The following is a 20,909-nucleotide window of genomic DNA, read 5'->3' as shown; positions in this document are numbered from 1 at the left end:
GAACGGGGAGCATACGCATTTTCCCCCGGTGTCCGTTTCTGCCTATGAAAGTGTTGCGTTGTACTGGCGTGCTGTTGCTGTGCCTGGCGGCTGGGTCCGTGTTGGCGCCGTTGGCGCCGGCGGCCGAGTCGCCGACGTCTGCGAGCAAGACCCAGCCTGCGCCGGCTGCTGTGAAAAAGCCGGTTCGCGCGGCAGCCAAGCCTGCTGCCAAACCGGCGCCGCGGAACAAGGCTGCTGCTAGCAGCAAGGGGCCGAGCAAGTCACAAAAGCGCAAAACGGCGGACGTGATTGCCGCGCCTATGCCCAAGGTCAAGCTCGACCTGAGCTTGCCGCCCGACATGGTCAAGGAGCTGCAGCCGTCCAGCCAGATCGAAGCGCAGGTGCGCAAGCCATTGCTGCCGGCCCTGTTCGGTGAGAAGCCGGCGACACAAAGCCCGTTCCAGCTCAACGGCCGCCTGCTCAGCAATGAAATGCAGCTGCAGCTGCGCAACGAGGCGCGCCAGCAGGATATCGAAGGCGCGGCCATCGAGTTCGAGTTCAAACAGTAGCCCTGTTCTGCGACCGGGCAGTCATTTGTACCGGTGGGAACTTTCCTCCTGCCGGCAATTTCAAACGACTGTTTTAGCGGTTACTATCCTTGTTCATGCATCACTTGTTATCTGAGGTTTCCGACGTCATGAACTGCCGTGAAGGCTGTGGCGCCTGCTGCATTGCTCCCTCCATCAGCTCACCAATACCGGGTATGCCCAATGGCAAGCCGGCCGGGGAGCGCTGCCTGCACCTTTCCGTGGTCAATCTTTGCGGTTTGTTTGGCAGGCCCGAGCGGCCGGCCGTTTGCGGTGGCTTCAAGGCGGATGTGGAGGTGTGCGGTACGGATCGCGACGAGGCGATCAGGATCATCGGTTGGCTGGAGCAAGTGACTGCGGCTTGATTGGATAGATCTTCGACAACAAGGAAAAAAACACGATGGGATCGTTTAAGCATGTTGCACTGATGGTGGGTTTTTCGGTGGCACTGGTCTCGGTGGCACAGGCTGAAGAATGGGTCGAGAAGAAGAACCAGGACGGTATCAAGGTGTCGTTGGCCGAGCAGTCGGGCTCCGATTACAAGGCCTATCGCGGGGTGACGTTCATCAAGGCGCCGTTGGCCAAGGTGCGTGCCTTGCAGGAAGACGTGGTCGGTGCCTGTGCCTGGATTCACGAGTGCAAAGCGCAAAAACTGCTGAAGACCGAAGGCAACCAAAGCTGGACTTACACCCAGTTCAATACGCCGTGGCCGGTGAAACCGCGAGATTCGATCATTCATGTCACCACCTCGCAAGGCGCTGACGGCAGCCTTACCCGCGAGCTGAAGGGGGAGCCAACGTACCTCCCTGAAGAAAATGGCTTTGTGCGGGTTGCCAGTGTCAACGGCTTCTGGAAGCTGGTGCCCAAGGATGGCGGCACCGAGGTGACGTATCAGGTGCACACCGAGCCAGGCGGCAGCGTGCCGTCCATGATTGCAAACAAATTTGTGGTCGATGCACCGTTCAACACACTGAAAGCGCTGCGTGAGAAGGCTGAGAAGCCATAACAGTTGGCTTTTGCTCCAGTAGATTCTCTGCTGTACCCCTGTAGGGCGTGGTCTTGCTGGTGATAGGGTGATGGCGCCATTGCCGGCGAGGCCGGCGCCCACAGGGTTGGCGTAAAAGCTGGTTTGACACGCCAACAAAAAAGGCTGCCCGAAGGCAGCCTTTTTTCGTTTTCAGCGGAGCGGGGCAGTGCTTACTTGCGGTCTTCCAGTTTGACGATGTCGCGCGACTCGTAACCGGTGTACAGCTGGCGTGGACGGCCAATCTTGTACGGGCTGGAGAGCATTTCTTTCCAGTGCGAGATCCAGCCGACAGTCCGCGCCAGGGCGAAGATCACGGTGAACATGCTGGTTGGAATGCCGATCGCCTTGAGGATGATCCCCGAGTAGAAGTCGACGTTCGGGTACAGCGAGCGCTCGATGAAGTACGGATCGGTCAGGGCGATCTCTTCCAGGCGCATGGCCAGTTCCAGCTGCGGGTCGTTGGTGATGCCCAGCTCGCGCAGGACTTCGTCGCAGGTCTGCTTCATCACGGTGGCGCGCGGGTCGCGGTTTTTGTAAACGCGGTGACCGAAGCCCATCAGCTTGAACGGGTCGTTCTTGTCCTTGGCCTTGGCGATGAACGTGTCGATGTTCGAAACATCGCCGATTTCATCGAGCATGGTCAGCACGGCTTCGTTGGCGCCGCCGTGAGCCGGGCCCCAGAGTGCAGCGATGCCGGCAGCGATACAGGCGAACGGGTTGGCACCCGAAGAGCCTGCCAGGCGCACGGTGGACGTCGAGGCGTTCTGTTCGTGGTCGGCGTGGAGGATGAAGATCCGGTCCATGGCCTTGGCCAATACCGGGCTGATCGGTTTGATCTCGCACGGGGTGTTGAACATCATGTGCAGGAAGTTCTCCGCGTACGACAGGTCGTTGCGCGGATACATCATCGGCTGGCCCATGGAGTACTTGTACACCATCGCTGCCAGGGTCGGCATCTTGGCGACCAGGCGCACCGCGGAGATTTCGCGGTGTTGCGGGTTATTGATGTCCAGCGAGTCATGGTAGAACGCCGACAGGGCGCCCACCACGCCGCACATCACGGCCATCGGGTGAGCGTCGCGGCGGAAGCCGTTGAAGAACGACTTCAACTGCTCGTGCACCATGGTGTGGTTCTTCACGGTGCTGACGAACTGGGCCTTCTGCTCGGCATTCGGCAGTTCGCCGTTGAGCAGCAGGTAGCAGGTCTCGAGGTAGTCGGATTGCTCGGCGAGTTGCTCGATAGGGTAGCCGCGATGCAGCAGGATGCCCTTGTCGCCGTCAATGTAGGTGATCTTCGACTCGCACGATGCGGTCGCCATGAAACCGGGGTCGAAAGTGAAGTGACCCGTGGCCCCCAACCCTCTAACGTCGATAACATCGGGACCAACGGTGCCGGTTAAAATGGGCAGCTCGACGGGGGCTGCGCCCTCGATGACCAACTGCGCTTTTTTGTCAGCCATGTGGCCTCCTATTAATGCTTGAAATCATCAGACAGACCCCCCACGCAGGGCCCGCACCACTATAGTGAGATAAATTCGAATGTCAATTTGCCTAAAGCACGGTTGTAAAGGGCTTGAAGGCTGGTTTTTCCTCGAAATTGTCGCCCGTTTACGCCTTTTATCCGGTAAAGGCAATGCGCTATTTGGGCTAGGCCTTCACGTTGTCATTAGTAGCCTAACTGTCTATACTCGGCACCCGACCGCCAGGGGCTTTAAGGCCCGTTTTGCTGGGGGTCGCCGCTCCCTGGGTGGTGGGTACCTGACCAGTACACTTACCAACAACTTTGCCCTGCTTGCTAGGGGCTCTTCAGTGTGAAAAAAGCCGTGAAAAGCCAACGACCTGTAAACCTAGACCTAAGGACCATCAAACTCCCGATCACCGCTTACACGTCCATTCTCCACCGCATCTCCGGCGTTATTCTGTTTCTGGGCCTGGCCATCATGCTTTATGCATTGGGCAAATCCCTGGGTTCGGAAGAAGGCTTTGGAGAGGTGAAGGCGTGTCTGACCAGTCCGCTGGCCAAGCTTGTGATTTGGGGCCTGCTGTCCGCCTTGCTGTATCACCTGGTGGCCGGTGTGCGCCATCTGATCATGGACATGGGCATCGGTGAGACGCTGGAAGGCGGCAAACTGGGCTCGAAAATTGTCATCGTCATCTCCGTGGTGGTGATCGTTCTGGCAGGAGTTTGGATATGGTAACCAATGTCACGAACCTCTCGCGTTCGGGCCTCTATGACTGGATGGCGCAGCGCGTTTCTGCGGTCGTTCTCGCGGCTTACTTCATTTTCCTGATCGGCTACCTGGTGGCGCACCCTGGCATCGAGTATGCCCAGTGGCACGCCCTGTTCTCCAATAACGCGATGCGTATCTTCAGTCTGCTGGCACTCGTTGCCCTGGGCGCTCACGCCTGGGTCGGCATGTGGACCATCGCCACCGACTACCTGACGCCAATGGCGTTCGGCAAGTCGGCGACTGCAATTCGCTTCCTGTTCCAGGCGGTATGTGGTGTCGCGATGTTCGCGTACTTCGTCTGGGGTGTGCAGATTCTCTGGGGTATCTGATTCATGGCTATCATTCCAACGATTTCTTTCGACGCCATCATTGTTGGCGGCGGCGGTGCCGGCATGCGCGCTGCGCTGCAACTGGCCCAGGGCGGTCACAAGACTGCGGTGATCACCAAAGTCTTCCCGACTCGCTCGCACACTGTATCGGCCCAGGGTGGCATCACCTGCGCCATCGCTTCGGCCGACCCGAACGATGACTGGCGCTGGCACATGTACGATACCGTCAAGGGTTCCGACTACATCGGTGACCAGGACGCTATCGAATACATGTGTCAGGAAGGCCCGGCGGCGGTCTTCGAGCTGGACCACATGGGTCTGCCGTTCTCGCGTACCGAGACTGGCCGTATCTATCAGCGTCCGTTCGGTGGTCAGTCCAAGGACTTCGGTAAAGGCGGTCAGGCTGCCCGTACCTGCGCAGCGTCCGACCGTACCGGTCACGCGCTGCTGCACACCCTGTACCAGGGCAACCTGAAAGCAGGCACCACCTTCCTGAACGAGTACTACGCTGTTGACCTGGTGAAGAACCAGGACGGCGCGTTTGTCGGCGTGATCGCAATCTGCATCGAAACCGGCGAAACCCAGTACATCCGTTCCAAGGCTACCGTTCTGGCCACTGGCGGTGCAGGTCGTATCTACGCCTCCACCACCAACGCCCTGATCAACACCGGTGACGGCGTCGGTATGGCCCTGCGTGCAGGCGTACCGGTACAGGACATCGAAATGTGGCAGTTCCATCCGACCGGTATTGCCGGCGCTGGTGTACTGGTCACCGAAGGTTGCCGCGGTGAAGGCGGCTACCTGATCAACAAGCACGGCGAGCGTTTCATGGAACGTTACGCGCCTAACGCCAAAGACCTTGCCGGTCGTGACGTTGTGGCCCGTTCCATGGTTAAAGAGATCATCGCCGGCAACGGCTGTGGCCCGAATGGCGACCACGTGATGCTCAAGCTCGACCACCTCGGCGAGGAAGTGCTGCACAGCCGCCTGCCAGGTATCTGTGAGCTGTCCAAGACCTTCGCCCACGTCGACCCAGTGGTCGCGCCGGTGCCGGTCGTTCCAACCTGCCACTACATGATGGGCGGCGTTGCCACCAACATTCATGGCCAGGCCATCACCCAGGACGCCGAAGGCGTCGACCACGTCATCCCGGGTCTGTTCGCGGTAGGTGAAGTGGCGTGCGTATCGGTTCACGGTGCCAACCGTCTGGGCGGCAACTCGCTGCTCGACCTGGTGGTGTTCGGCCGTGCTGCCGGCCTGCACCTGGAAAAAGCGCTGACCGACGGTATCGAATACCGCGACGCCAGCGACACCGATATCGAAGTTGCCCTGAACCGCCTGAACAAGCTCAACGAGCGTACCGAAGGCGAAGACGTGGCCACTCTGCGTCGCGAGCTGCAAAGCTGCATGCAGAACTACTTCGGTGTATTCCGTACCGGCGAATACATGCAGAAAGGTATCGCGCAACTGGCTGAACTGCGCGAGCGGATTGCCAACGTCAAGATCAACGACAAGTCCCAGGCCTTCAACACCGCGCGTATCGAAGCGCTGGAGCTGCAGAACCTGCTGGAAGTTGCTGAAGCGACCGCAATCGCTGCCGAAGTTCGTAAAGAGTCCCGCGGTGCTCACGCCCGTGAAGACTTCGAAGACCGCGACGACGAAAACTGGCTGTGCCACACCCTGTACTTCCCAGGTGAGAAGCGGGTTGCCAAGCGCGCAGTCAACTTCGCGCCGAAGACCGTACCAGCGTTCGAACCAAAAGTCCGGACTTACTAAGGGTGGCCGCTATGTTGCAAGTCGAAGTTTATCGTTACAACCCGGATACCGACTCGGCGCCTAAAACCCAGGTGTTCCAGGTCGATACCGGTGGCAAAGACCTGATGGTCCTGGATGTTCTGGCACTGATCAAGGAGCAGGACGAAGGTTTCTCCTATCGTCGCTCCTGCCGTGAAGGCGTTTGCGGTTCCGACGGCATGAATATCAACGGCAAGAACGGTCTGGCGTGCATCACGCCGCTGTCCTCCGTCGTAAAAGGTAACAAACTGGTTGTGCGTCCGCTGCCGGGCCTGCCAGTTATCCGTGACCTGGTTGTCGATATGAGCATCTTCTACAAGCAGTACGAGAAGGTGAAACCATTCCTGCAGAACGACACGCCGGCTCCGGCCATCGAGCGTCTGCAGTCGCCGGAAGAGCGTGAGAAGCTGGACGGTCTGTACGAGTGCATCCTGTGCGCTTGCTGCTCGACGTCCTGCCCTTCGTTCTGGTGGAACCCGGACAAGTTCCTGGGCCCAGCTGCACTGCTGCAAGCGTACCGCTTCCTGGCAGACAGCCGCGACACCAAAACTCAGGAGCGCCTGGCGTCCCTGGATGACCCGTTCAGCGTATTCCGCTGCCGCGGGATCATGAACTGCGTAAACGTTTGCCCGAAAGGTCTGAACCCGACCAAGGCAATCGGTCACGTACGTAACATGCTGCTGCAAAGCGGCACCTGATTCAAACGTGTTGTAACTGCAGTACACCAAGGTGCGGGCCCTTGCCCGCACCGAGGTGAAACCCGAGCGAGGGCCAAAAGCCCGAGCTTTTACCTATGAAGATATGAGACCAGCAGGGGCATCCGGGCTGGTACCCGGTACATCAGCGGGAAACTAGGTGGCTTTGGTTCAGTCGCTGCATACGGACTCAACCCAGGCTTGCTGTGGTTCTTGCCGATCGAGGCCCCGAACCGAGGGTGACCAAGCATGCAAGAAAGCGTGATGCAGCGCATGTGGAACAGCGCCCACCTTTCAGGTGGTAACGCTGCCTATGTGGAAGAGCTCTACGAGCTCTACCTGCACGACCCTAACGCTGTGCCAGAAGAGTGGCGCACTTACTTCCAGAAGTTGCCCGCCGAAGGCAGCACTGCTACCGATGTATCGCACTCTACAATCCGCGACCATTTCGTACTGCTGGCGAAGAACCAGCGCCGCGCCCAACCGGTTTCCGCCGGGAGCGTGAGCAGTGAACACGAGAAGAAGCAGGTTGAAGTGCTGCGACTGATCCAGGCCTACCGTATGCGCGGCCACCAAGCCGCGAAGCTCGACCCCTTGGGGTTGTGGCAGCGCCCTGCGCCAGTAGACCTGTCGATCAATCATTACGGCTTGACCAATGCCGATCTTGATACGACCTTCCGTGCCGGCGACCTGTTCATCGGCAAAGAGGAAGCGAGCCTACGCGAAATCTTCGACGCTTTGCAGCAGACATATTGCCGCACCATTGGCGCCGAGTTCACCCACATCGTCGACTCCGAGCAGCGCAGCTGGTTCCAGCAGCGTCTGGAGAGCGTTCGTGGGCGCCCAGCTTTCTCTGCGGATATCCAGAGCCACCTGCTTGAGCGCGTAACCGCTGCAGAAGGCCTGGAAAAGTACCTGGGGACCAAATACCCGGGCACCAAGCGTTTCGGCCTGGAAGGCGGCGAGAGCCTGATTCCGATGCTGGACGAGCTGATTCAGCGTTCCGGTTCCTACGGTACCAAGGAAGTTGTCATCGGCATGGCCCACCGTGGCCGTCTGAACGTTCTGGTCAACACCTTCGGCAAGAACCCGCGCGACCTGTTCGACGAGTTCGAAGGCAAGAAGAAGGTCGAGCTGGGCTCCGGTGACGTTAAATATCACCAGGGCTTCTCGTCCAACGTGATGACTGCCGGTGGCGAAGTTCACCTGGCCATGGCGTTCAACCCTTCGCACCTGGAAATTGTCTCGCCAGTGGTAGAAGGTTCGGTGCGTGCCCGTCAGGATCGTCGCAACGATAGCGTTGGCGACAAGGTGCTGCCGATCTCCATCCACGGTGACGCTGCCTTCGCAGGTCAGGGTGTGGTCATGGAAACCTTCCAGATGTCGCAGACCCGCGGTTTCAAAACCGGCGGTACTGTGCACATCGTGATCAACAACCAGGTTGGTTTCACCATCAGCAACCCGCTGGACTCGCGTTCCACCGAGTACTGCACCGATGTCGCCAAGATGATCCAGGCGCCGATCCTGCACGTTAACGGTGACGATCCGGAAGCCGTGTTGTTCGTGACCCAGCTGGCCGTCGACTACCGCATGCAGTTCAAGCGTGACGTGGTTATCGACCTGGTCTGCTACCGTCGTCGCGGCCACAACGAGGCTGATGAGCCGAACGGCACCCAGCCGCTGATGTACCAGCAGATCAGCAAGCAGCGCACCACCCGCGAGCTGTACGCCGAAGCCCTGACCCAGGCGGGTCGTCTTGACGCCGAACGCGTCCAGGCCAAGGTCGACGAGTACCGCAACGCGCTGGACAACGGCCTGCATGTTGTCAAGAGCCTGGTCAAAGAGCCGAACAAAGAGCTGTTCGTCGACTGGCGTCCATACCTGGGTCACGCCTGGACCGCGCGTCACGACACTCGTTTCGATCTGAAGACCCTGCAGGAACTGTCGGCCAAGCTGCTGGAACTGCCGGAAGGCTTCGTCGTGCAGCGTCAGGTCTCGAAGATCTACGAAGACCGCCAGAAGATGCAGGCCGGTGGCTTGCCGATCAACTGGGGCTATGCCGAAACCATGGCCTACGCGACCCTGGCGTTCGAAGGTCACCCGATCCGCATGACCGGCCAGGACATCGGTCGTGGCACCTTCTCGCACCGCCATGCGGTACTGCACAACCAGAAGGACGCCAGCACTTACATTCCGTTGCAGAACCTCTTCAAGGGCCAGCCACGTTTCGACCTGTACGATTCGTTCCTGTCCGAAGAAGCGGTACTGGCGTTCGAATACGGTTACTCGACCACCCAGCCAAATGCGCTGGTGATCTGGGAAGCCCAGTTCGGCGACTTCGCCAACGGTGCACAAGTGGTTGTCGACCAGTTCATCACCAGCGGTGAGCACAAGTGGGGCCGTCTGTGCGGTCTGACCATGCTGCTGCCACACGGTTATGAAGGGCAGGGGCCTGAGCACTCTTCGGCACGTCTGGAGCGTTACCTGCAGCTGTGCGCCGAGCACAACGTCCAGGTTTGCGTACCGACCACGCCGGCTCAGATCTACCACCTGCTGCGTCGTCAGGTCATCCGTCCGCTGCGTAAGCCGCTGATCGTACTGACGCCTAAGTCGCTGCTGCGCCACAAGCTGGCCATCTCGACCCTGGAAGATCTGGCCGAAGGCTCGTTCCAGACGGTGATCCCGGAAATCGACAGCCTCGATCCGGCCAAGGTCACTCGCCTGGTACTGTGCAGCGGCAAGGTCTACTACGATCTGCTGGAAAAACGCCGTGCCGAAGGTCGTGAAGACATCGCTATCGTGCGTATCGAGCAACTGTATCCGTTCCCTGAGGACGATCTGGTCGAAATCCTCGCGCCATACACCCAGCTCAAAGATGTGGTGTGGTGCCAGGAAGAGCCGATGAACCAGGGCGCCTGGTACAGCAGTCAGCACCACATGCGTCGCATCCTGAGCCGTCACAACAAGGACCTGGTCCTCGAGTACGCCGGTCGTGACGCGTCGGCTGCACCAGCCTGTGGTTACGCTTCGATGCACGCCGAGCAGCAGGAAAAACTGCTGCAAGATGCTTTCACTGTTTAATGCCATCGCGCACCAGAAACCGAATTTAAGGAACCACTGATAATGGCTATCGAGATCAAAGCCCCTACTTTCCCGGAATCGGTTGCCGATGGCACCGTTGCCACCTGGCACAAGAAACCGGGCGAAGCCGTCAAGCGTGACGACCTGATCGTCGACATCGAAACCGATAAGGTTGTCCTCGAAGTACTGGCCACCGCCGACGGCGTGCTGGGCGCAATCGTCAAGAACGAAGGCGACACCGTTCTGTCCGACGAAGTCCTCGGTTCGATCGAAGCGGGCGGCGCTGCTGCTGCCGCTCCGGCTGCCGCTGCTGCACCAGCTGCTGCTCCGGCCGCTGCTGCCGACGCTGGCGAAGATGACCCGATCGCTGCTCCGGCTGCGCGCAAGCTGGCTGAAGAGAACGGTATCGACCTGGCCAGCGTTGCCGGCACCGGCAAGGGCGGTCGTGTGACCAAGGAAGACGTCGTGGCTGCCGTTGCTGCCAAGAAGTCTGCCCCGGCTGCCGCCGCGGCTGCCAAGCCTGCCGCTGCTGCTCCGGTTGTTGCCGCCGCTGGCGACCGCACCGAGAAGCGCGTACCGATGACCCGCCTGCGGGCCAAGGTTGCCGAGCGTCTGGTCGAAGCACAGTCGAACATGGCGATGCTGACCACCTTCAACGAAGTCGACATGACCGAAGTCATGGCCCTGCGTTCGAAGTACAAGGACCTGTTCGAGAAGACCCACAACGGCGTGCGCCTTGGCTTCATGTCGTTCTTCGTCAAGGCCGCTACCGAAGCGCTGAAGCGTTTCCCGGCAGTCAACGCGTCGATCGATGGTTCCGACATCGTCTACCACGGCTACTCGGACGTCGGCGTTGCCGTCTCCAGCGACCGTGGCCTGGTTGTGCCAGTGCTGCGTAACGCCGAGCTGATGAGCCTGGCTGAAATCGAGAACGGCATCGCCACCTTCGGCAAGAAGGCCCGTGATGGCAAGCTGTCCATCGAAGAGATGACTGGCGGTACCTTCACCATCACCAACGGTGGTACTTTCGGTTCGATGATGTCGACCCCGATCGTCAACCCACCACAGGCCGCGATCCTGGGTATGCACAACATCATCCAGCGTCCGATGGCGATCAATGGTCAGGTCGTCATCCGCCCGATGATGTACCTGGCGCTGTCCTATGATCACCGCCTGATCGACGGTAAAGAGGCTGTGACCTTCCTGGTGACCATCAAGAACCTGCTGGAAGACCCGGCTCGTCTGCTGCTGGACATCTAAAAACAGTTACAAGCTGCAAGCGGCAAGCTTCAAGTTGAAGCGGGCCGTCTTGCAGCTTGTAGCTTGTGGCTTGAAGCTAAAAGGAATCTTTTATGACCCAGAAATTCGACGTGGTAGTGATTGGCGCAGGTCCTGGCGGCTACGTAGCTGCTATCAAGGCTGCGCAACTTGGTCTGAAGACTGCCTGTATCGAGAAATACACTGACGGCGAGGGCAAACTGGCCCTCGGCGGTACCTGCCTGAACGTTGGCTGCATTCCTTCCAAGGCGCTGCTGGACAGCTCCTGGAAATACAAGGAAGCCAAAGAAAGCTTCAACGTCCACGGCATCTCCACTGGCGAAATCAAAATGGACGTCGCCGCGATGGTTGGCCGCAAGGCTGGCATCGTCAAGAACCTGACCGGCGGTGTTGCCACCCTGTTCAAGGCCAACGGCGTTACTTCGATCCAGGGCCACGGCAAGCTGCTGGCGGGCAAGAAAGTCGAAGTCACCAAGGCTGACGGCACCACCGAAGTCATCGAAGCCGAGAACGTGATCCTGGCTTCCGGCTCGCGTCCGATCGACATTCCACCCGCTCCGGTCGACCAGAATGTCATCGTCGACTCCACCGGCGCCCTGGAGTTCCAGGCCGTACCTAAGCGCCTGGGCGTGATCGGTGCCGGCGTGATCGGTCTGGAACTGGGTTCGGTCTGGGCTCGCCTGGGCGCCGAAGTCACCGTTCTGGAAGCACTGGACACCTTCCTGATGGCAGCCGACACCGCTGTCTCCAAGGAAGCGCTGAAAACCCTGACCAAGCAAGGTCTGGACATTAAGCTGGGCGCTCGCGTCACCGGTTCCAAGGTCAACGGCAACGAAGTTGAAGTGACCTACACCGACGCCAATGGCGAACAGAAAATCACCTTCGACAAGCTGATCGTTGCGGTCGGTCGTCGTCCGGTGACCACCGATCTGCTGGCTGCCGACAGCGGCGTGACCATCGACGAGCGTGGCTTCATCTTCGTCGACGATCATTGCGCTACCAGCGTTCCGGGCGTCTACGCCATCGGTGACGTGGTTCGCGGCATGATGCTGGCGCACAAGGCCTCGGAAGAGGGCATCATGGTTGTCGAGCGCATCAAGGGCCACAAAGCCCAGATGAACTACGACCTGATCCCATCGGTTATCTACACCCACCCGGAAATCGCATGGGTCGGTAAAACCGAACAGACCTTGAAGGCCGAAGGCGTTGAGGTTAACGTGGGCACCTTCCCGTTCGCGGCCAGCGGCCGTGCGATGGCGGCCAACGACACCGGTGGTTTCGTCAAGGTTATCGCCGATGCCAAGACCGACCGCGTCCTGGGTGTTCACGTGATTGGCCCAAGCGCCGCCGAACTGGTGCAGCAGGGTGCAATCGCAATGGAATTCGGCTCCAGCGCCGAAGATCTGGGCATGATGGTCTTCTCCCATCCAACCCTGTCCGAAGCGCTGCATGAAGCCGCACTGGCTGTGAATGGCGGTGCCATTCACGTTGCCAACCGTAAAAAGCGTTAAACAATAAGAAACCACGGCGGACGGCCCGTCGTGAGTCTTGCGTGCATGACTCACCGCGGAAACTCCGCCGGACTCAAGCCTGACGGGGATAACCCCGCGGGTAAGCGGTCACAGGTGGCGCGGCTCTCGTACAGAGCGCAGCGCCGAAGCGCAGTACCTAACGAAGACGGTAAAAAGCATGAATCTTCACGAGTATCAGGGTAAGCAGCTGTTCGCTGAATACGGCCTGCCAGTTTCCAAGGGTTTCGCAGTCGACACCCCTGAAGCTGCCGCAGAAGCCTGCGAAAAAATCGGCGGCACCGAATGGGTTGTAAAAGCCCAGGTCCACGCCGGTGGTCGCGGTAAAGCGGGCGGCGTCAAGCTGGTTCGCAGCAAAGAAGACGCCAAGGCGTTCGCTGCACAATGGCTTGGCAAGCGTCTGGTTACCTATCAGACCGACGCCAATGGTCAGCCAGTGACCAAGATCCTGGTCGAATCCTGCACTGACATCGCCAAAGAGCTGTACCTGGGCGCTGTAGTCGACCGTTCGAGCCGTCGCATCGTGTTCATGGCCTCCACCGAAGGTGGCGTGGACATCGAGAAAGTCGCTCACGACACTCCTGAGAAGATCATCAAGGCTACTATCGATCCACTGGTTGGCGCGCAGCCATTCCAGGGTCGTGAACTGGCGTTCCAGCTGGGTCTGGAAGGCAAGCAAGTTGCACAGTTCGCCAAGATTTTCGTCGGCCTGGCCAAGCTGTTCAAAGAACACGACCTGGCCCTGCTGGAAGTAAACCCGCTGGTCATCAAGGCCGACGGCGACCTGCACTGCCTCGATGCGAAAATCAACATCGACGCAAACGCCATGTACCGTCAGCCTAAGCTGAAAACCTTCCACGACCCGTCGCAGGACGACCCTCGTGAAGCCCACGCTGCCAGCTTCGAGCTGAACTACGTGGCCCTGGAAGGCAACATCGGCTGCATGGTCAACGGTGCCGGTCTGGCCATGGGTACCATGGACATCGTCAACCTGCACGGCGGCAAGCCAGCCAACTTCCTCGACGTAGGTGGTGGTGCTACCAAAGAACGCGTTACCGAAGCCTTCAAGATCATCCTGTCCGACAGCAATGTCGCGGCGGTACTGGTCAACATCTTCGGCGGCATCGTTCGTTGCGACATGATTGCCGAAGGCATCATCGGTGCAGTGAAAGAAGTTGGCGTTAAGGTGCCGGTTGTTGTTCGTCTGGAAGGCAACAACGCTGAACTGGGCGCTAAAGTACTGGCAGAAAGCGGTTTGAACATCATTGCGGCAACCAGCCTGACCGACGCTGCTCAACAAGTTGTCAAAGCTGCGGAGGGCAAGTAATGAGCGTCCTGATCAATAAAGACACCAAAGTCATCTGCCAGGGCTTCACCGGCTCGCAAGGTACTTTCCACTCCGAACAAGCCATTGCCTACGGCACCAAAATGGTTGGCGGCGTGACCCCGGGCAAAGGCGGCACCACTCACCTGGGCCTGCCTGTGTTCAACACCGTCAAGGAAGCCGTTGCGGCGACCGGTGCTGACGCTTCGGTTATCTACGTTCCGGCGCCGTTCTGCAAGGACTCGATCCTGGAAGCGGCATTCGGCGGCATCAAGCTGATCGTCTGCATCACCGAAGGCATTCCTACCCTGGACATGCTGGATGCCAAGGTCAAGTGCGACGAGCTGGGTGTGACCCTGATCGGCCCTAACTGCCCAGGCGTGATCACGCCGGGCGAGTGCAAGATCGGCATCATGCCAGGTCACATCCACTTGCCAGGCAAGGTTGGTATCGTTTCGCGTTCCGGCACCCTGACCTACGAAGCGGTCAAGCAGACCACTGACGCCGGTTTCGGTCAGTCCACCTGCGTCGGTATCGGTGGTGACCCGATCCCAGGCTCGAACTTTATCGACATCCTGAAGCTGTTCCAGGAAGACCCGAAGACCGAAGCGATCGTCATGATCGGTGAGATCGGCGGTTCGGCTGAAGAAGAAGCGGCTGCCTACATCAAGGCACACGTGACCAAGCCAGTGGTTTCCTACATCGCCGGTGTGACTGCCCCAGCGGGCAAGCGCATGGGCCATGCTGGCGCCATCATCTCTGGCGGCAAAGGCACTGCAGACGAGAAATTCGCTGCTCTGCAAGACGCAGGCGTTAAAACCGTGCGTTCGCTGGCAGACATCGGCAAGGCCCTGGCCGAGCTGACTGGCTGGGAAGTGAAGAAGTAAGCTGCGGCTGACCTTCGCTTTTTAGCCACAAAGGCCACCTTCGGGTGGCCTTTGTGCGTTCTGCCTTGCGCATTTTCATGCCGGCCTTTGTGAAGCCGGGCCTATACGGCAGTCAGTCTCTGTGTGGGGGGCAGGGCAGGGCGGTGTATCGAATCAGCAAATGTCGGTCACTCAGGCGACATAGATATTCGCTCATCGGACAAGCACCCCTGCAACAGTGCGTTTCCCTGCCAATTTCGTTACCCTATGCACTCATTTTGTGCCTGCCCCCCAAAAGGGAGCGACACGCTTAACGGGTCTGCTTAATCCAGGTAGACAGCATTTCCCTCATCCAAGGGGAAATCCCTCTCTAAATCCCGAATTCAGAAGTGTGGTATTTCCTTAAATGAAAGTGTTGAAAGGCCAGGACATCCTGGCGCTTGGTTTTATGACGTTCGCGTTGTTCGTCGGTGCTGGCAATATCATCTTCCCGCCTATCGTTGGTCTGCAGTCCGGTCCGCATGTCTGGATGGCGGCCCTTGGCTTCCTGATCACCGCAGTGGGTCTGCCGGTCGTTACCGTTGTCGCTCTGGCCAAGGTCGGTGGCGGCATGGATGCGCTGAGCAGCCCGATCGGCAAGGTTGCCGGTGGCCTGCTGGCTGCCGCAGCGTACCTCTCGGTCGGCCCGCTGTTCGCCACGCCGCGTACCGCGACCGTGTCGTTCGAGGTGGGGGTGGCACCGCTAACCGGTGAAAGCCCGTTGGCGTTGTTCATCTATAGCCTGGTGTACTTCGCCGTGGTATTGGCCGTGTCCATGTACCCAGGCAAGCTGCTCGACACCGTCGGCCGCTTCCTCGCCCCGCTGAAGATCATCGCCCTGGCCGCACTCGCGATCGCTGCCTTCTGGCTGCCCGCCGGGACCATCGGTGAAGCACAGCCGGCCTACGTTGCCGCGCCGTTCTCGCAAGGCTTCATCAACGGCTACCTGACCATGGACACTCTCGGTGCCCTGGTGTTCGGTATCGTCATCGTCAACGCCATCCGCTCGCGCGGTGTCGACTCGCCGCAGTTGATCACCCGTTACGCCATCATTGCCGGCCTGATCGCCGGTGTCGGCCTGGCGCTGGTGTACATCAGCCTGTTCCGCCTGGGGGCCGGCAGCCATGACATCGCCATGGGCGCAACCAACGGCGCTGCGGTGCTGCACGCTTACGTCCAGCACACCTTCGGTTCGTTGGGTAGTGGCTTCCTGGCGGTGTTGATTGCCCTGGCGTGCCTGGTGACGGCGGTTGGCCTGACTTGCGCTTGCGCCGAGTACTTCAGTCAGATCCTGCCGCTGTCGTACCGTGTGCTGGTGGTGCTGTTGGCGGTGTTCTCGCTGGTGGTGTCGAACCTCGGCCTGACCAAGTTGATCCAGTTCTCGATTCCGGTGCTCACCGCAATCTACCCGCCGTGCATCGTGCTGGTGGCCCTGAGCTTCTGCAAAGAGCTGTGGAACTCGCAGGCGCGTATCCTGGCGCCAGTGATGGCGGTGTCGCTGCTGTTCGGCGTGATCGATGCGCTCAAGGGCGCCGGTCTGGACGCCTGGATGCCGGCGTGGATGGCACATCTGCCGCTGAGCGAGCAGGGTCTCGCCTGGCTGGTGCCGTCGGTCGTGGTGTTGGCCGTTGCTGCCTTCTTCGACCGCGTGGTACTCGGCAAGAGCCGCGAAGCCACTGCCTGAGGTGCTGCCCGGGCCGGCTTGGGCCACAAGCCGCAATAGCCGGTCCTGGTAACACCTGTAAAGCCCCGTATTCGTTAACGAAGCGGGGCTTTTTCGTTTCTGCAGGCCGGACGTGTCTTTTTCAAACCGCCAGCGTCGAAAGCCGGTCAATGCACTTTACTGTGCAGGCCCACCTCCGATCGGGACCGTCCATGAGCTTTATTCAAAACAATCTGATCAATCTGCTTGCCGCCTGCTGGTTCGTCGTCTGCTGGGGCGGTTACACCCGTTATGCCACCTGGAAGGGCCGCGATACCGCCTGCCTGGCCAGCGTGCTGCACCTGTACCGGGAAGACTGGATGCGCCGCATGCTGTTGCGCGACAACCGCATTGCCGACGCCAGCGTAATCGGCAACCTGGAGCGTAACGCCTCGTTCTTCGCCTCCAGCACCCTGATTATCCTCGCCGGTATCCTCACCGTGCTCGGTTCGTCGGATCGCGCGCTGTCGCTGCTTGCCGACCTGCCGCTGGTTCAGCAGGCGTCGCAAGGCATGTCGGAGATCAAGCTGCTGTGCCTGGCCACCGTGTTCGTCTACGCCTTCTTCACGTTCAGCTGGTGCATGCGCCAGTACAACTTTGCCGCCGTGCTGGTCGGCTCGGCGCCGATGATCGGTGAGCGCCAGGTCAGCGAACAGGAACGCAAAGGCTTTGCCTTGCGGGCGGCGCGCGTTATTTCACTGGCGGCCAACCAGTTCAACTTCGGCCTGCGCTCGTATTATTTCGGTATGGCCATGCTCAGCTGGTTCATCAGCCCCTGGCTGTTCATGTTGATGAGTACCGGTGTGGTGCTGGTGCTGTACCGCCGCGAGTTTCATTCCGACGTGCTCGACGTGATGGTCTATACCCCGACAGAGGCGTCATCGCCGGAGCCGAGCAAGGAACCGCTCGGATGAGCATTCCTTTCGGCTACGTGTTCATCAGTGCGACCTTTCGGCAACTGCCGGCCTAAATAAAAAAACCCGACAATGTCGGGTTTTTTTTATTCCAGCTGGACTGCTTACTTGGCAGGTTCGGCCGGTGCAGCAGGTGCAGCTTCTGGAGCGGTAGCAGGAGCAGCAGGGGCAGCTTCCTCAGCGCGCTTTTGTTCCGCTTCGGCGCTGTCTTTGGCGGCTTCGGCGTTTTCTTTAGCGGCGTCGTTCATTTTATCCTGAGCTTCGTCCATCTTCTGCTGGGCTTGCTCCGCGTGTTGTTGCGCGTCTTGAGCCTTGTCTTCGCTGGCTTTGTCACAAGCGGCGAGGCCCAGAGCTGCGGCGAGCATGGCGGCATAAGCAAACGTTTTACGCATGGGTGTTTCTCCTTGTGGAATAACCTACTTGAAGCATAAGAGTTCAAGCGTCCTGAATTAGTTCCGCGCACCATACACATATATAAGTAACGGATCCATATAGACTTTTTTCTAAGTCTGTGCAGTGCCCAACTAAAATTGCCAAGGTCTCGCACTCATGAACGAAGTACCGCTGAAGGCACAAGCCGAACGCTTTTTATCTGCCCTGCCGCATTGTCGGATATTAAACATGCGTGTTGAGCACGCCGAGCGCTCTGGCATGACCCTGGTATTGCCTTATTCGCCGCAAATCGTCGGCAACCCGCAAAATGGTGCGATCCATGGCGGTGCCATCACCACATTGATGGACACCACCTGCGGCATGGCCATCCTCTGCGGGCTTGAGGCTTTCGAGGTATGTCCGACGCTGGATCTGCGTATCGACTACTTGCACAGCAGTGTCGCCAACCTCGACGTCTACGGCCATGCCGAGTGCTTTCGGGTCACCCGCGACGTGATCTTCATCCGTGGCTCGGCTTACCAGGACGATCCGGCTCGGCCCATCGCCCAGGCAGTCGGCACCTACATGCGCCTGGGCAAGGACATCAAGGGCGGCTTTAACTTTTCCCAGCGGCTGAAGGGGGCTGCACAATGATTCCGTCCAGCGTGCATGCACAACTGCGCCAGGCCCATGCCGAAGGCAATTATCAGCCGCTGCTGCAACTGATCCCCTATGCCGGGCTGATCGGCATCGAATGCAGTCGCGACGGCGACGACCTGCTGTTCCGCCTGCCGGCCAACCCGGACAACATCGGCAACCCCTTGCTGCCGGCGATCCACGGTGGGGTGATCGCCGGTTTCATGGAGCTGTCGGCGGCGCTGTACCTGCTGATATTCAGCGAGAGCGCGGCGATCCCGAAAATCATCGATTTTTCCATCGACTACCTGCGTGCCGGGCTCTACCGCGACACCTACGCCCGCTGTCAGCTGTACCGCCAGGGCCGCCGCGTGACCAACGTCGCCATCACCGCCTGGCAGGCCGACGCCGACGAGCCGATCGCTACCGCGCGGGCGCACTTCAAGATCAAAGAGTTGTCGGCCCCTTGAAATGACCTGAGCTGCCCCCATCTGCTGTTCATCCGTCGTTATCGCCCCGGCCGATTGCCGGGCGAAGCGGCTCACTGCCAACAGATCGGAGTTAGAAGACCATGAGTGTGGAAACTCAAAAGGAAACCCTGGGCTTCCAGACCGAGGTGAAGCAGCTGCTGCACCTCATGATCCATTCGCTGTACTCGAACAAGGAAATCTTCCTGCGCGAGCTGATTTCCAACGCCTCGGACGCCGTCGACAAGTTGCGTTTCGAAGCGTTGGCCAAGCCCGAGCTGCTTGAAGGTGGCGCGGAGCTGAAAATTCGCGTGAGCTTCGACAAGGCGGCCAACACCGTTACCCTCGAAGACAACGGCATCGGCATGAGCCGTGAAGACGTCATCACCCACCTGGGTACCATCGCCAAGTCCGGCACTGCCGACTTCATGAAGAACCTCAGCGGCGACCAGAAGAAAGATTCGCACCTGATCGGTCAGTTCGGCGTTGGCTTCTACTCCGCATTCATCGTTGCCGACCAGGTCGACGTGTTCAGCCGTCGCGCCGGTACTCCGGCTGCCGAGGGCGTGCACTGGTCGTCGAAAGGCGAGGGCGAGTTCGAAGTAGCCACCATCGACAAGCCGGAGCGCGGCACGCGTATCGTCCTGCACCTGAAAAAGGGTGAGGAAGAGTTCGCCGATGGCTGGCGTCTGCGCAATATCGTCAAGAAGTACTCCGACCACATTGCCTTGCCGATCGAACTGCCGAAGCAGGCCGAGGCCGTCGAAGGCGAAGAGCAACCGGCCGAAGCATGGGAAACCGTCAACCGCGCCAGCGCCCTGTGGACCCGTCCGCGCACCGAGATCAAGGACGAGGAATACCAGGAGTTCTACAAGCACATCGGTCACGACTTCGAGAACCCGCTGGCCTGGAGCCACAACAAGGTCGAAGGCAAGCTTGAATACAACTCGCTGCTGTATGTACCGGCTCGCGCGCCGTTCGACCTGTATCAGCGCGAAGCGCCACGTGGCCTTAAGCTCTACGTACAGCGCGTGTTCGTCATGGATCAGGCGGAATCCTTCCTGCCGCTGTACCTGCGTTTCATCAAGGGTGTGGTTGACTCCAACGACCTGTCGCTGAACGTTTCGCGGGAAATCCTGCAGAAAGACCCGATTATCGACTCGATGAAAACCGCGCTGACCAAGCGCGTGCTGGACATGCTCGAGAAGCTGGCCAAGAACGAGCCTGAGCAGTACAAGGGCTTCTGGAAGAACTTTGGCCAGGTGCTGAAGGAAGGCCCGGCTGAAGACTTCGCCAACAAGGAGAAGATTGCCGGCCTGCTGCGCTTTGCCTCTACCCACGACGACAGCGGCGAGCAGAGCGTGTCCCTGGCCGACTACCTGGCGCGTGCCAAGGAAGGTCAGGACAAGATCTACTTCCTCACCGGCGAGTCGTACGCGCAGGTCAAGAACAGCCCGCACCTGGAAGTCTTCCGCAAGAAAGGCATCGAAGTGCTGCTGCTCACCGACCGTATCGACGAGTGGCTGATGAGCTATCTGAGCGAGTTCGATGGCAAGTCTTTCGTCGACGTTGCCCGTGGCGACCTGGACCTGGGCAAGCTGGACTCCGAAGAGGACAAGAAAGCCCAGGAAGAAGTGGCCAAGGACAAGGAAGGCCTGATCGAACGGCTGAAAGCCGCCCTGGGCGATACCGTCAGCGAAGTGCGTGTGTCGCACCGCCTGACCGATTCGCCGGCGATCCTGGCCATCGGTGAGCAGGACCTCGGTCTGCAGATGCGCCAGATCCTCGAAGCCAGCGGGCAGAAGGTCCCGGACTCCAAGCCGATCTTCGAATTCAACCCGACTCACCCGCTGATCGAGAAGCTGGATCATGAGCAGAGCGAAGACCGTTTCGCCGACTTCTCGCATATCCTCTTCGATCAGGCGGCCCTGGCGGCTGGTGACAGCCTCAAGGACCCGGCAGCGTACGTTCGTCGACTGAACAAGCTGCTGGTCGAATTATCGGCTTAAGTAGTTGCAGGAAAGCCCGCTTCGGCGGGCTTTTTTCATTGTGCAAAGGA

General features: G+C 59.5%; 19 protein-coding genes. 17 read left to right on the top strand and 2 right to left on the bottom strand.

Annotated features, from left to right (window positions below):
• Positions 1–44 precede the first annotated feature (44 nt).
• The 3 genes from DCO48_RS02280 to DCO48_RS02270 all read left to right on the top strand — a co-directional run bounded on the left by DCO48_RS02280 (position 45) and on the right by DCO48_RS02270 (position 1,572).
• Entirely contained in the window at positions 45–548 is a 504-nt protein-coding gene (locus DCO48_RS02280) for a translation initiation factor 2 (protein ID WP_177410588.1), read from the top strand.
• A gap of 128 nt (positions 549–676) precedes the next feature.
• Positions 677–931: a YkgJ family cysteine cluster protein gene (locus DCO48_RS02275; RefSeq protein ID WP_116549019.1), complete on the top strand. Its 255-nt coding sequence runs from the start codon at positions 677–679 to the stop codon at positions 929–931.
• Positions 932–966: 35 nt separating this feature from the next.
• Complete coding sequence (locus tag DCO48_RS02270; protein WP_116548992.1) at positions 967–1,572, top strand: START domain-containing protein; 606 nt, start codon at positions 967–969, stop codon at positions 1,570–1,572.
• A gap of 191 nt (positions 1,573–1,763) precedes the next feature.
• On the opposite strand, the gene gltA is transcribed toward DCO48_RS02270, so the two are convergent.
• On the bottom strand, positions 1,764–3,053 hold the full coding sequence (gene gltA / locus DCO48_RS02265) for a citrate synthase (RefSeq protein ID WP_116548991.1): 1,290 nt from the start codon (positions 3,051–3,053) through the stop codon (positions 1,764–1,766).
• Between the two features lie 351 nt (positions 3,054–3,404).
• Here gltA and sdhC point away from each other — a divergent pair, with 351 nt between their 5' ends.
• The 11 genes from sdhC (at position 3,405) to DCO48_RS02210 (ending at position 17,375) form a co-directional block, all read left to right on the top strand.
• The gene (sdhC, locus tag DCO48_RS02260) at positions 3,405–3,791 is read left to right on the top strand and encodes a succinate dehydrogenase, cytochrome b556 subunit (protein ID WP_177410587.1); all 387 of its coding nucleotides are present in this window, start codon (positions 3,405–3,407) and stop codon (positions 3,789–3,791) included.
• Complete coding sequence (gene sdhD, locus DCO48_RS02255) at positions 3,785–4,153, top strand: succinate dehydrogenase, hydrophobic membrane anchor protein (protein ID WP_009396297.1); 369 nt, start codon at positions 3,785–3,787, stop codon at positions 4,151–4,153. The genes sdhC and sdhD overlap by 7 nt, the downstream gene beginning before the upstream one ends.
• 3 nt (positions 4,154–4,156) lie before the next feature.
• Complete coding sequence (gene sdhA, locus DCO48_RS02250) at positions 4,157–5,929, top strand: succinate dehydrogenase flavoprotein subunit (protein WP_116548990.1); 1,773 nt, start codon at positions 4,157–4,159, stop codon at positions 5,927–5,929.
• Positions 5,930–5,940: 11 nt separating this feature from the next.
• Positions 5,941–6,645 (top strand): succinate dehydrogenase iron-sulfur subunit, encoded by a 705-nt coding sequence (locus DCO48_RS02245; protein WP_116548989.1) that lies wholly within the window; start codon positions 5,941–5,943, stop codon positions 6,643–6,645.
• Between the two features lie 246 nt (positions 6,646–6,891).
• Positions 6,892–9,723, top strand: coding sequence for a 2-oxoglutarate dehydrogenase E1 component (locus DCO48_RS02240; RefSeq protein ID WP_116548988.1), 2,832 nt, complete (start codon positions 6,892–6,894; stop codon positions 9,721–9,723).
• Between the two features lie 42 nt (positions 9,724–9,765).
• Positions 9,766–10,983 (top strand): 2-oxoglutarate dehydrogenase complex dihydrolipoyllysine-residue succinyltransferase, encoded by a 1,218-nt coding sequence (gene odhB, locus DCO48_RS02235; protein WP_116548987.1) that lies wholly within the window; start codon positions 9,766–9,768, stop codon positions 10,981–10,983.
• 92 nt (positions 10,984–11,075) lie between these two features.
• Positions 11,076–12,512, top strand: a complete 1,437-nt coding sequence (lpdA, locus tag DCO48_RS02230; protein ID WP_116548986.1) for a dihydrolipoyl dehydrogenase — start codon at positions 11,076–11,078, stop codon at positions 12,510–12,512.
• A gap of 178 nt (positions 12,513–12,690) precedes the next feature.
• Positions 12,691–13,857, top strand: coding sequence for an ADP-forming succinate--CoA ligase subunit beta (gene sucC, locus DCO48_RS02225; protein WP_038613110.1), 1,167 nt, complete (start codon positions 12,691–12,693; stop codon positions 13,855–13,857).
• Positions 13,857–14,741 carry a succinate--CoA ligase subunit alpha gene (sucD, locus tag DCO48_RS02220; RefSeq protein ID WP_028945351.1) on the top strand — a complete coding sequence of 295 codons (885 nt, stop codon included), beginning with the start codon at positions 13,857–13,859 and terminating at the stop codon, positions 14,739–14,741. Before sucC ends, sucD begins: the two co-directional genes overlap by 1 nt.
• Before the next feature lie 385 nt (positions 14,742–15,126).
• The gene (gene brnQ / locus DCO48_RS02215) at positions 15,127–16,443 is read left to right on the top strand and encodes a branched-chain amino acid transport system II carrier protein (protein ID WP_116548985.1); all 1,317 of its coding nucleotides are present in this window, start codon (positions 15,127–15,129) and stop codon (positions 16,441–16,443) included.
• A gap of 191 nt (positions 16,444–16,634) precedes the next feature.
• Positions 16,635–17,375: a DUF599 domain-containing protein gene (locus tag DCO48_RS02210; RefSeq protein ID WP_116548984.1), complete on the top strand. Its 741-nt coding sequence runs from the start codon at positions 16,635–16,637 to the stop codon at positions 17,373–17,375.
• Positions 17,376–17,479: 104 nt separating this feature from the next.
• Here the strand turns inward: DCO48_RS02210 and DCO48_RS02205 are convergent, their stop codons facing one another.
• On the bottom strand, positions 17,480–17,767 hold the full coding sequence (locus DCO48_RS02205; RefSeq protein WP_116548983.1) for a hypothetical protein: 288 nt from the start codon (positions 17,765–17,767) through the stop codon (positions 17,480–17,482).
• A gap of 157 nt (positions 17,768–17,924) precedes the next feature.
• Here DCO48_RS02205 and DCO48_RS02200 point away from each other — a divergent pair, with 157 nt between their 5' ends.
• The 3 genes from DCO48_RS02200 to htpG all read left to right on the top strand — a co-directional run bounded on the left by DCO48_RS02200 (position 17,925) and on the right by htpG (position 20,859).
• Positions 17,925–18,401 (top strand): PaaI family thioesterase, encoded by a 477-nt coding sequence (locus DCO48_RS02200; protein WP_116548982.1) that lies wholly within the window; start codon positions 17,925–17,927, stop codon positions 18,399–18,401.
• The gene (locus DCO48_RS02195; RefSeq protein WP_116548981.1) at positions 18,398–18,853 is read left to right on the top strand and encodes a PaaI family thioesterase; all 456 of its coding nucleotides are present in this window, start codon (positions 18,398–18,400) and stop codon (positions 18,851–18,853) included. The genes DCO48_RS02200 and DCO48_RS02195 overlap by 4 nt, the downstream gene beginning before the upstream one ends.
• A 101-nt stretch (positions 18,854–18,954) precedes the next feature.
• Positions 18,955–20,859, top strand: a complete 1,905-nt coding sequence (htpG, locus tag DCO48_RS02190; RefSeq protein ID WP_116548980.1) for a molecular chaperone HtpG — start codon at positions 18,955–18,957, stop codon at positions 20,857–20,859.
• Positions 20,860–20,909 lie beyond the last annotated feature (50 nt).

It is taken from the genome of Pseudomonas sp. SDI (assembly GCF_003105155.1).
In the GTDB taxonomy this organism is placed as follows: domain Bacteria; phylum Pseudomonadota; class Gammaproteobacteria; order Pseudomonadales; family Pseudomonadaceae; genus Aquipseudomonas.
Note: the sequence above shows the minus strand (reverse complement) of the source record. Positions and strands in the feature narration are given on the sequence as shown.

What these genes read in the sequence shown, in the direction of transcription:
- DCO48_RS02280 (WP_177410588.1), top strand. Translation starts at nt 45, where the DNA reads ATGAAAGTGTTGCGTTGTACTGGCGTGCTGTTGCTGTGCCTGGCGGCT.
- htpG (WP_116548980.1), top strand. Translation starts at nt 18,955, where the DNA reads ATGAGTGTGGAAACTCAAAAGGAAACCCTGGGCTTCCAGACCGAGGTG.
- DCO48_RS02205 (WP_116548983.1), bottom strand. Translation starts at nt 17,767, where the DNA reads ATGCGTAAAACGTTTGCTTATGCCGCCATGCTCGCCGCAGCTCTGGGC.
- odhB (WP_116548987.1), top strand. Translation starts at nt 9,766, where the DNA reads ATGGCTATCGAGATCAAAGCCCCTACTTTCCCGGAATCGGTTGCCGAT.
- sdhA (WP_116548990.1), top strand. Translation starts at nt 4,157, where the DNA reads ATGGCTATCATTCCAACGATTTCTTTCGACGCCATCATTGTTGGCGGC.
- DCO48_RS02210 (WP_116548984.1), top strand. Translation starts at nt 16,635, where the DNA reads ATGAGCTTTATTCAAAACAATCTGATCAATCTGCTTGCCGCCTGCTGG.
- DCO48_RS02270 (WP_116548992.1), top strand. Translation starts at nt 967, where the DNA reads ATGGGATCGTTTAAGCATGTTGCACTGATGGTGGGTTTTTCGGTGGCA.
- DCO48_RS02240 (WP_116548988.1), top strand. Translation starts at nt 6,892, where the DNA reads ATGCAAGAAAGCGTGATGCAGCGCATGTGGAACAGCGCCCACCTTTCA.
- DCO48_RS02275 (WP_116549019.1), top strand. Translation starts at nt 677, where the DNA reads ATGAACTGCCGTGAAGGCTGTGGCGCCTGCTGCATTGCTCCCTCCATC.
- DCO48_RS02195 (WP_116548981.1), top strand. Translation starts at nt 18,398, where the DNA reads ATGATTCCGTCCAGCGTGCATGCACAACTGCGCCAGGCCCATGCCGAA.
- brnQ (WP_116548985.1), top strand. Translation starts at nt 15,127, where the DNA reads ATGAAAGTGTTGAAAGGCCAGGACATCCTGGCGCTTGGTTTTATGACG.
- sucC (WP_038613110.1), top strand. Translation starts at nt 12,691, where the DNA reads ATGAATCTTCACGAGTATCAGGGTAAGCAGCTGTTCGCTGAATACGGC.
- lpdA (WP_116548986.1), top strand. Translation starts at nt 11,076, where the DNA reads ATGACCCAGAAATTCGACGTGGTAGTGATTGGCGCAGGTCCTGGCGGC.
- DCO48_RS02200 (WP_116548982.1), top strand. Translation starts at nt 17,925, where the DNA reads ATGAACGAAGTACCGCTGAAGGCACAAGCCGAACGCTTTTTATCTGCC.
- sdhD (WP_009396297.1), top strand. Translation starts at nt 3,785, where the DNA reads ATGGTAACCAATGTCACGAACCTCTCGCGTTCGGGCCTCTATGACTGG.
- DCO48_RS02245 (WP_116548989.1), top strand. Translation starts at nt 5,941, where the DNA reads ATGTTGCAAGTCGAAGTTTATCGTTACAACCCGGATACCGACTCGGCG.
- sucD (WP_028945351.1), top strand. Translation starts at nt 13,857, where the DNA reads ATGAGCGTCCTGATCAATAAAGACACCAAAGTCATCTGCCAGGGCTTC.
- gltA (WP_116548991.1), bottom strand. Translation starts at nt 3,053, where the DNA reads ATGGCTGACAAAAAAGCGCAGTTGGTCATCGAGGGCGCAGCCCCCGTC.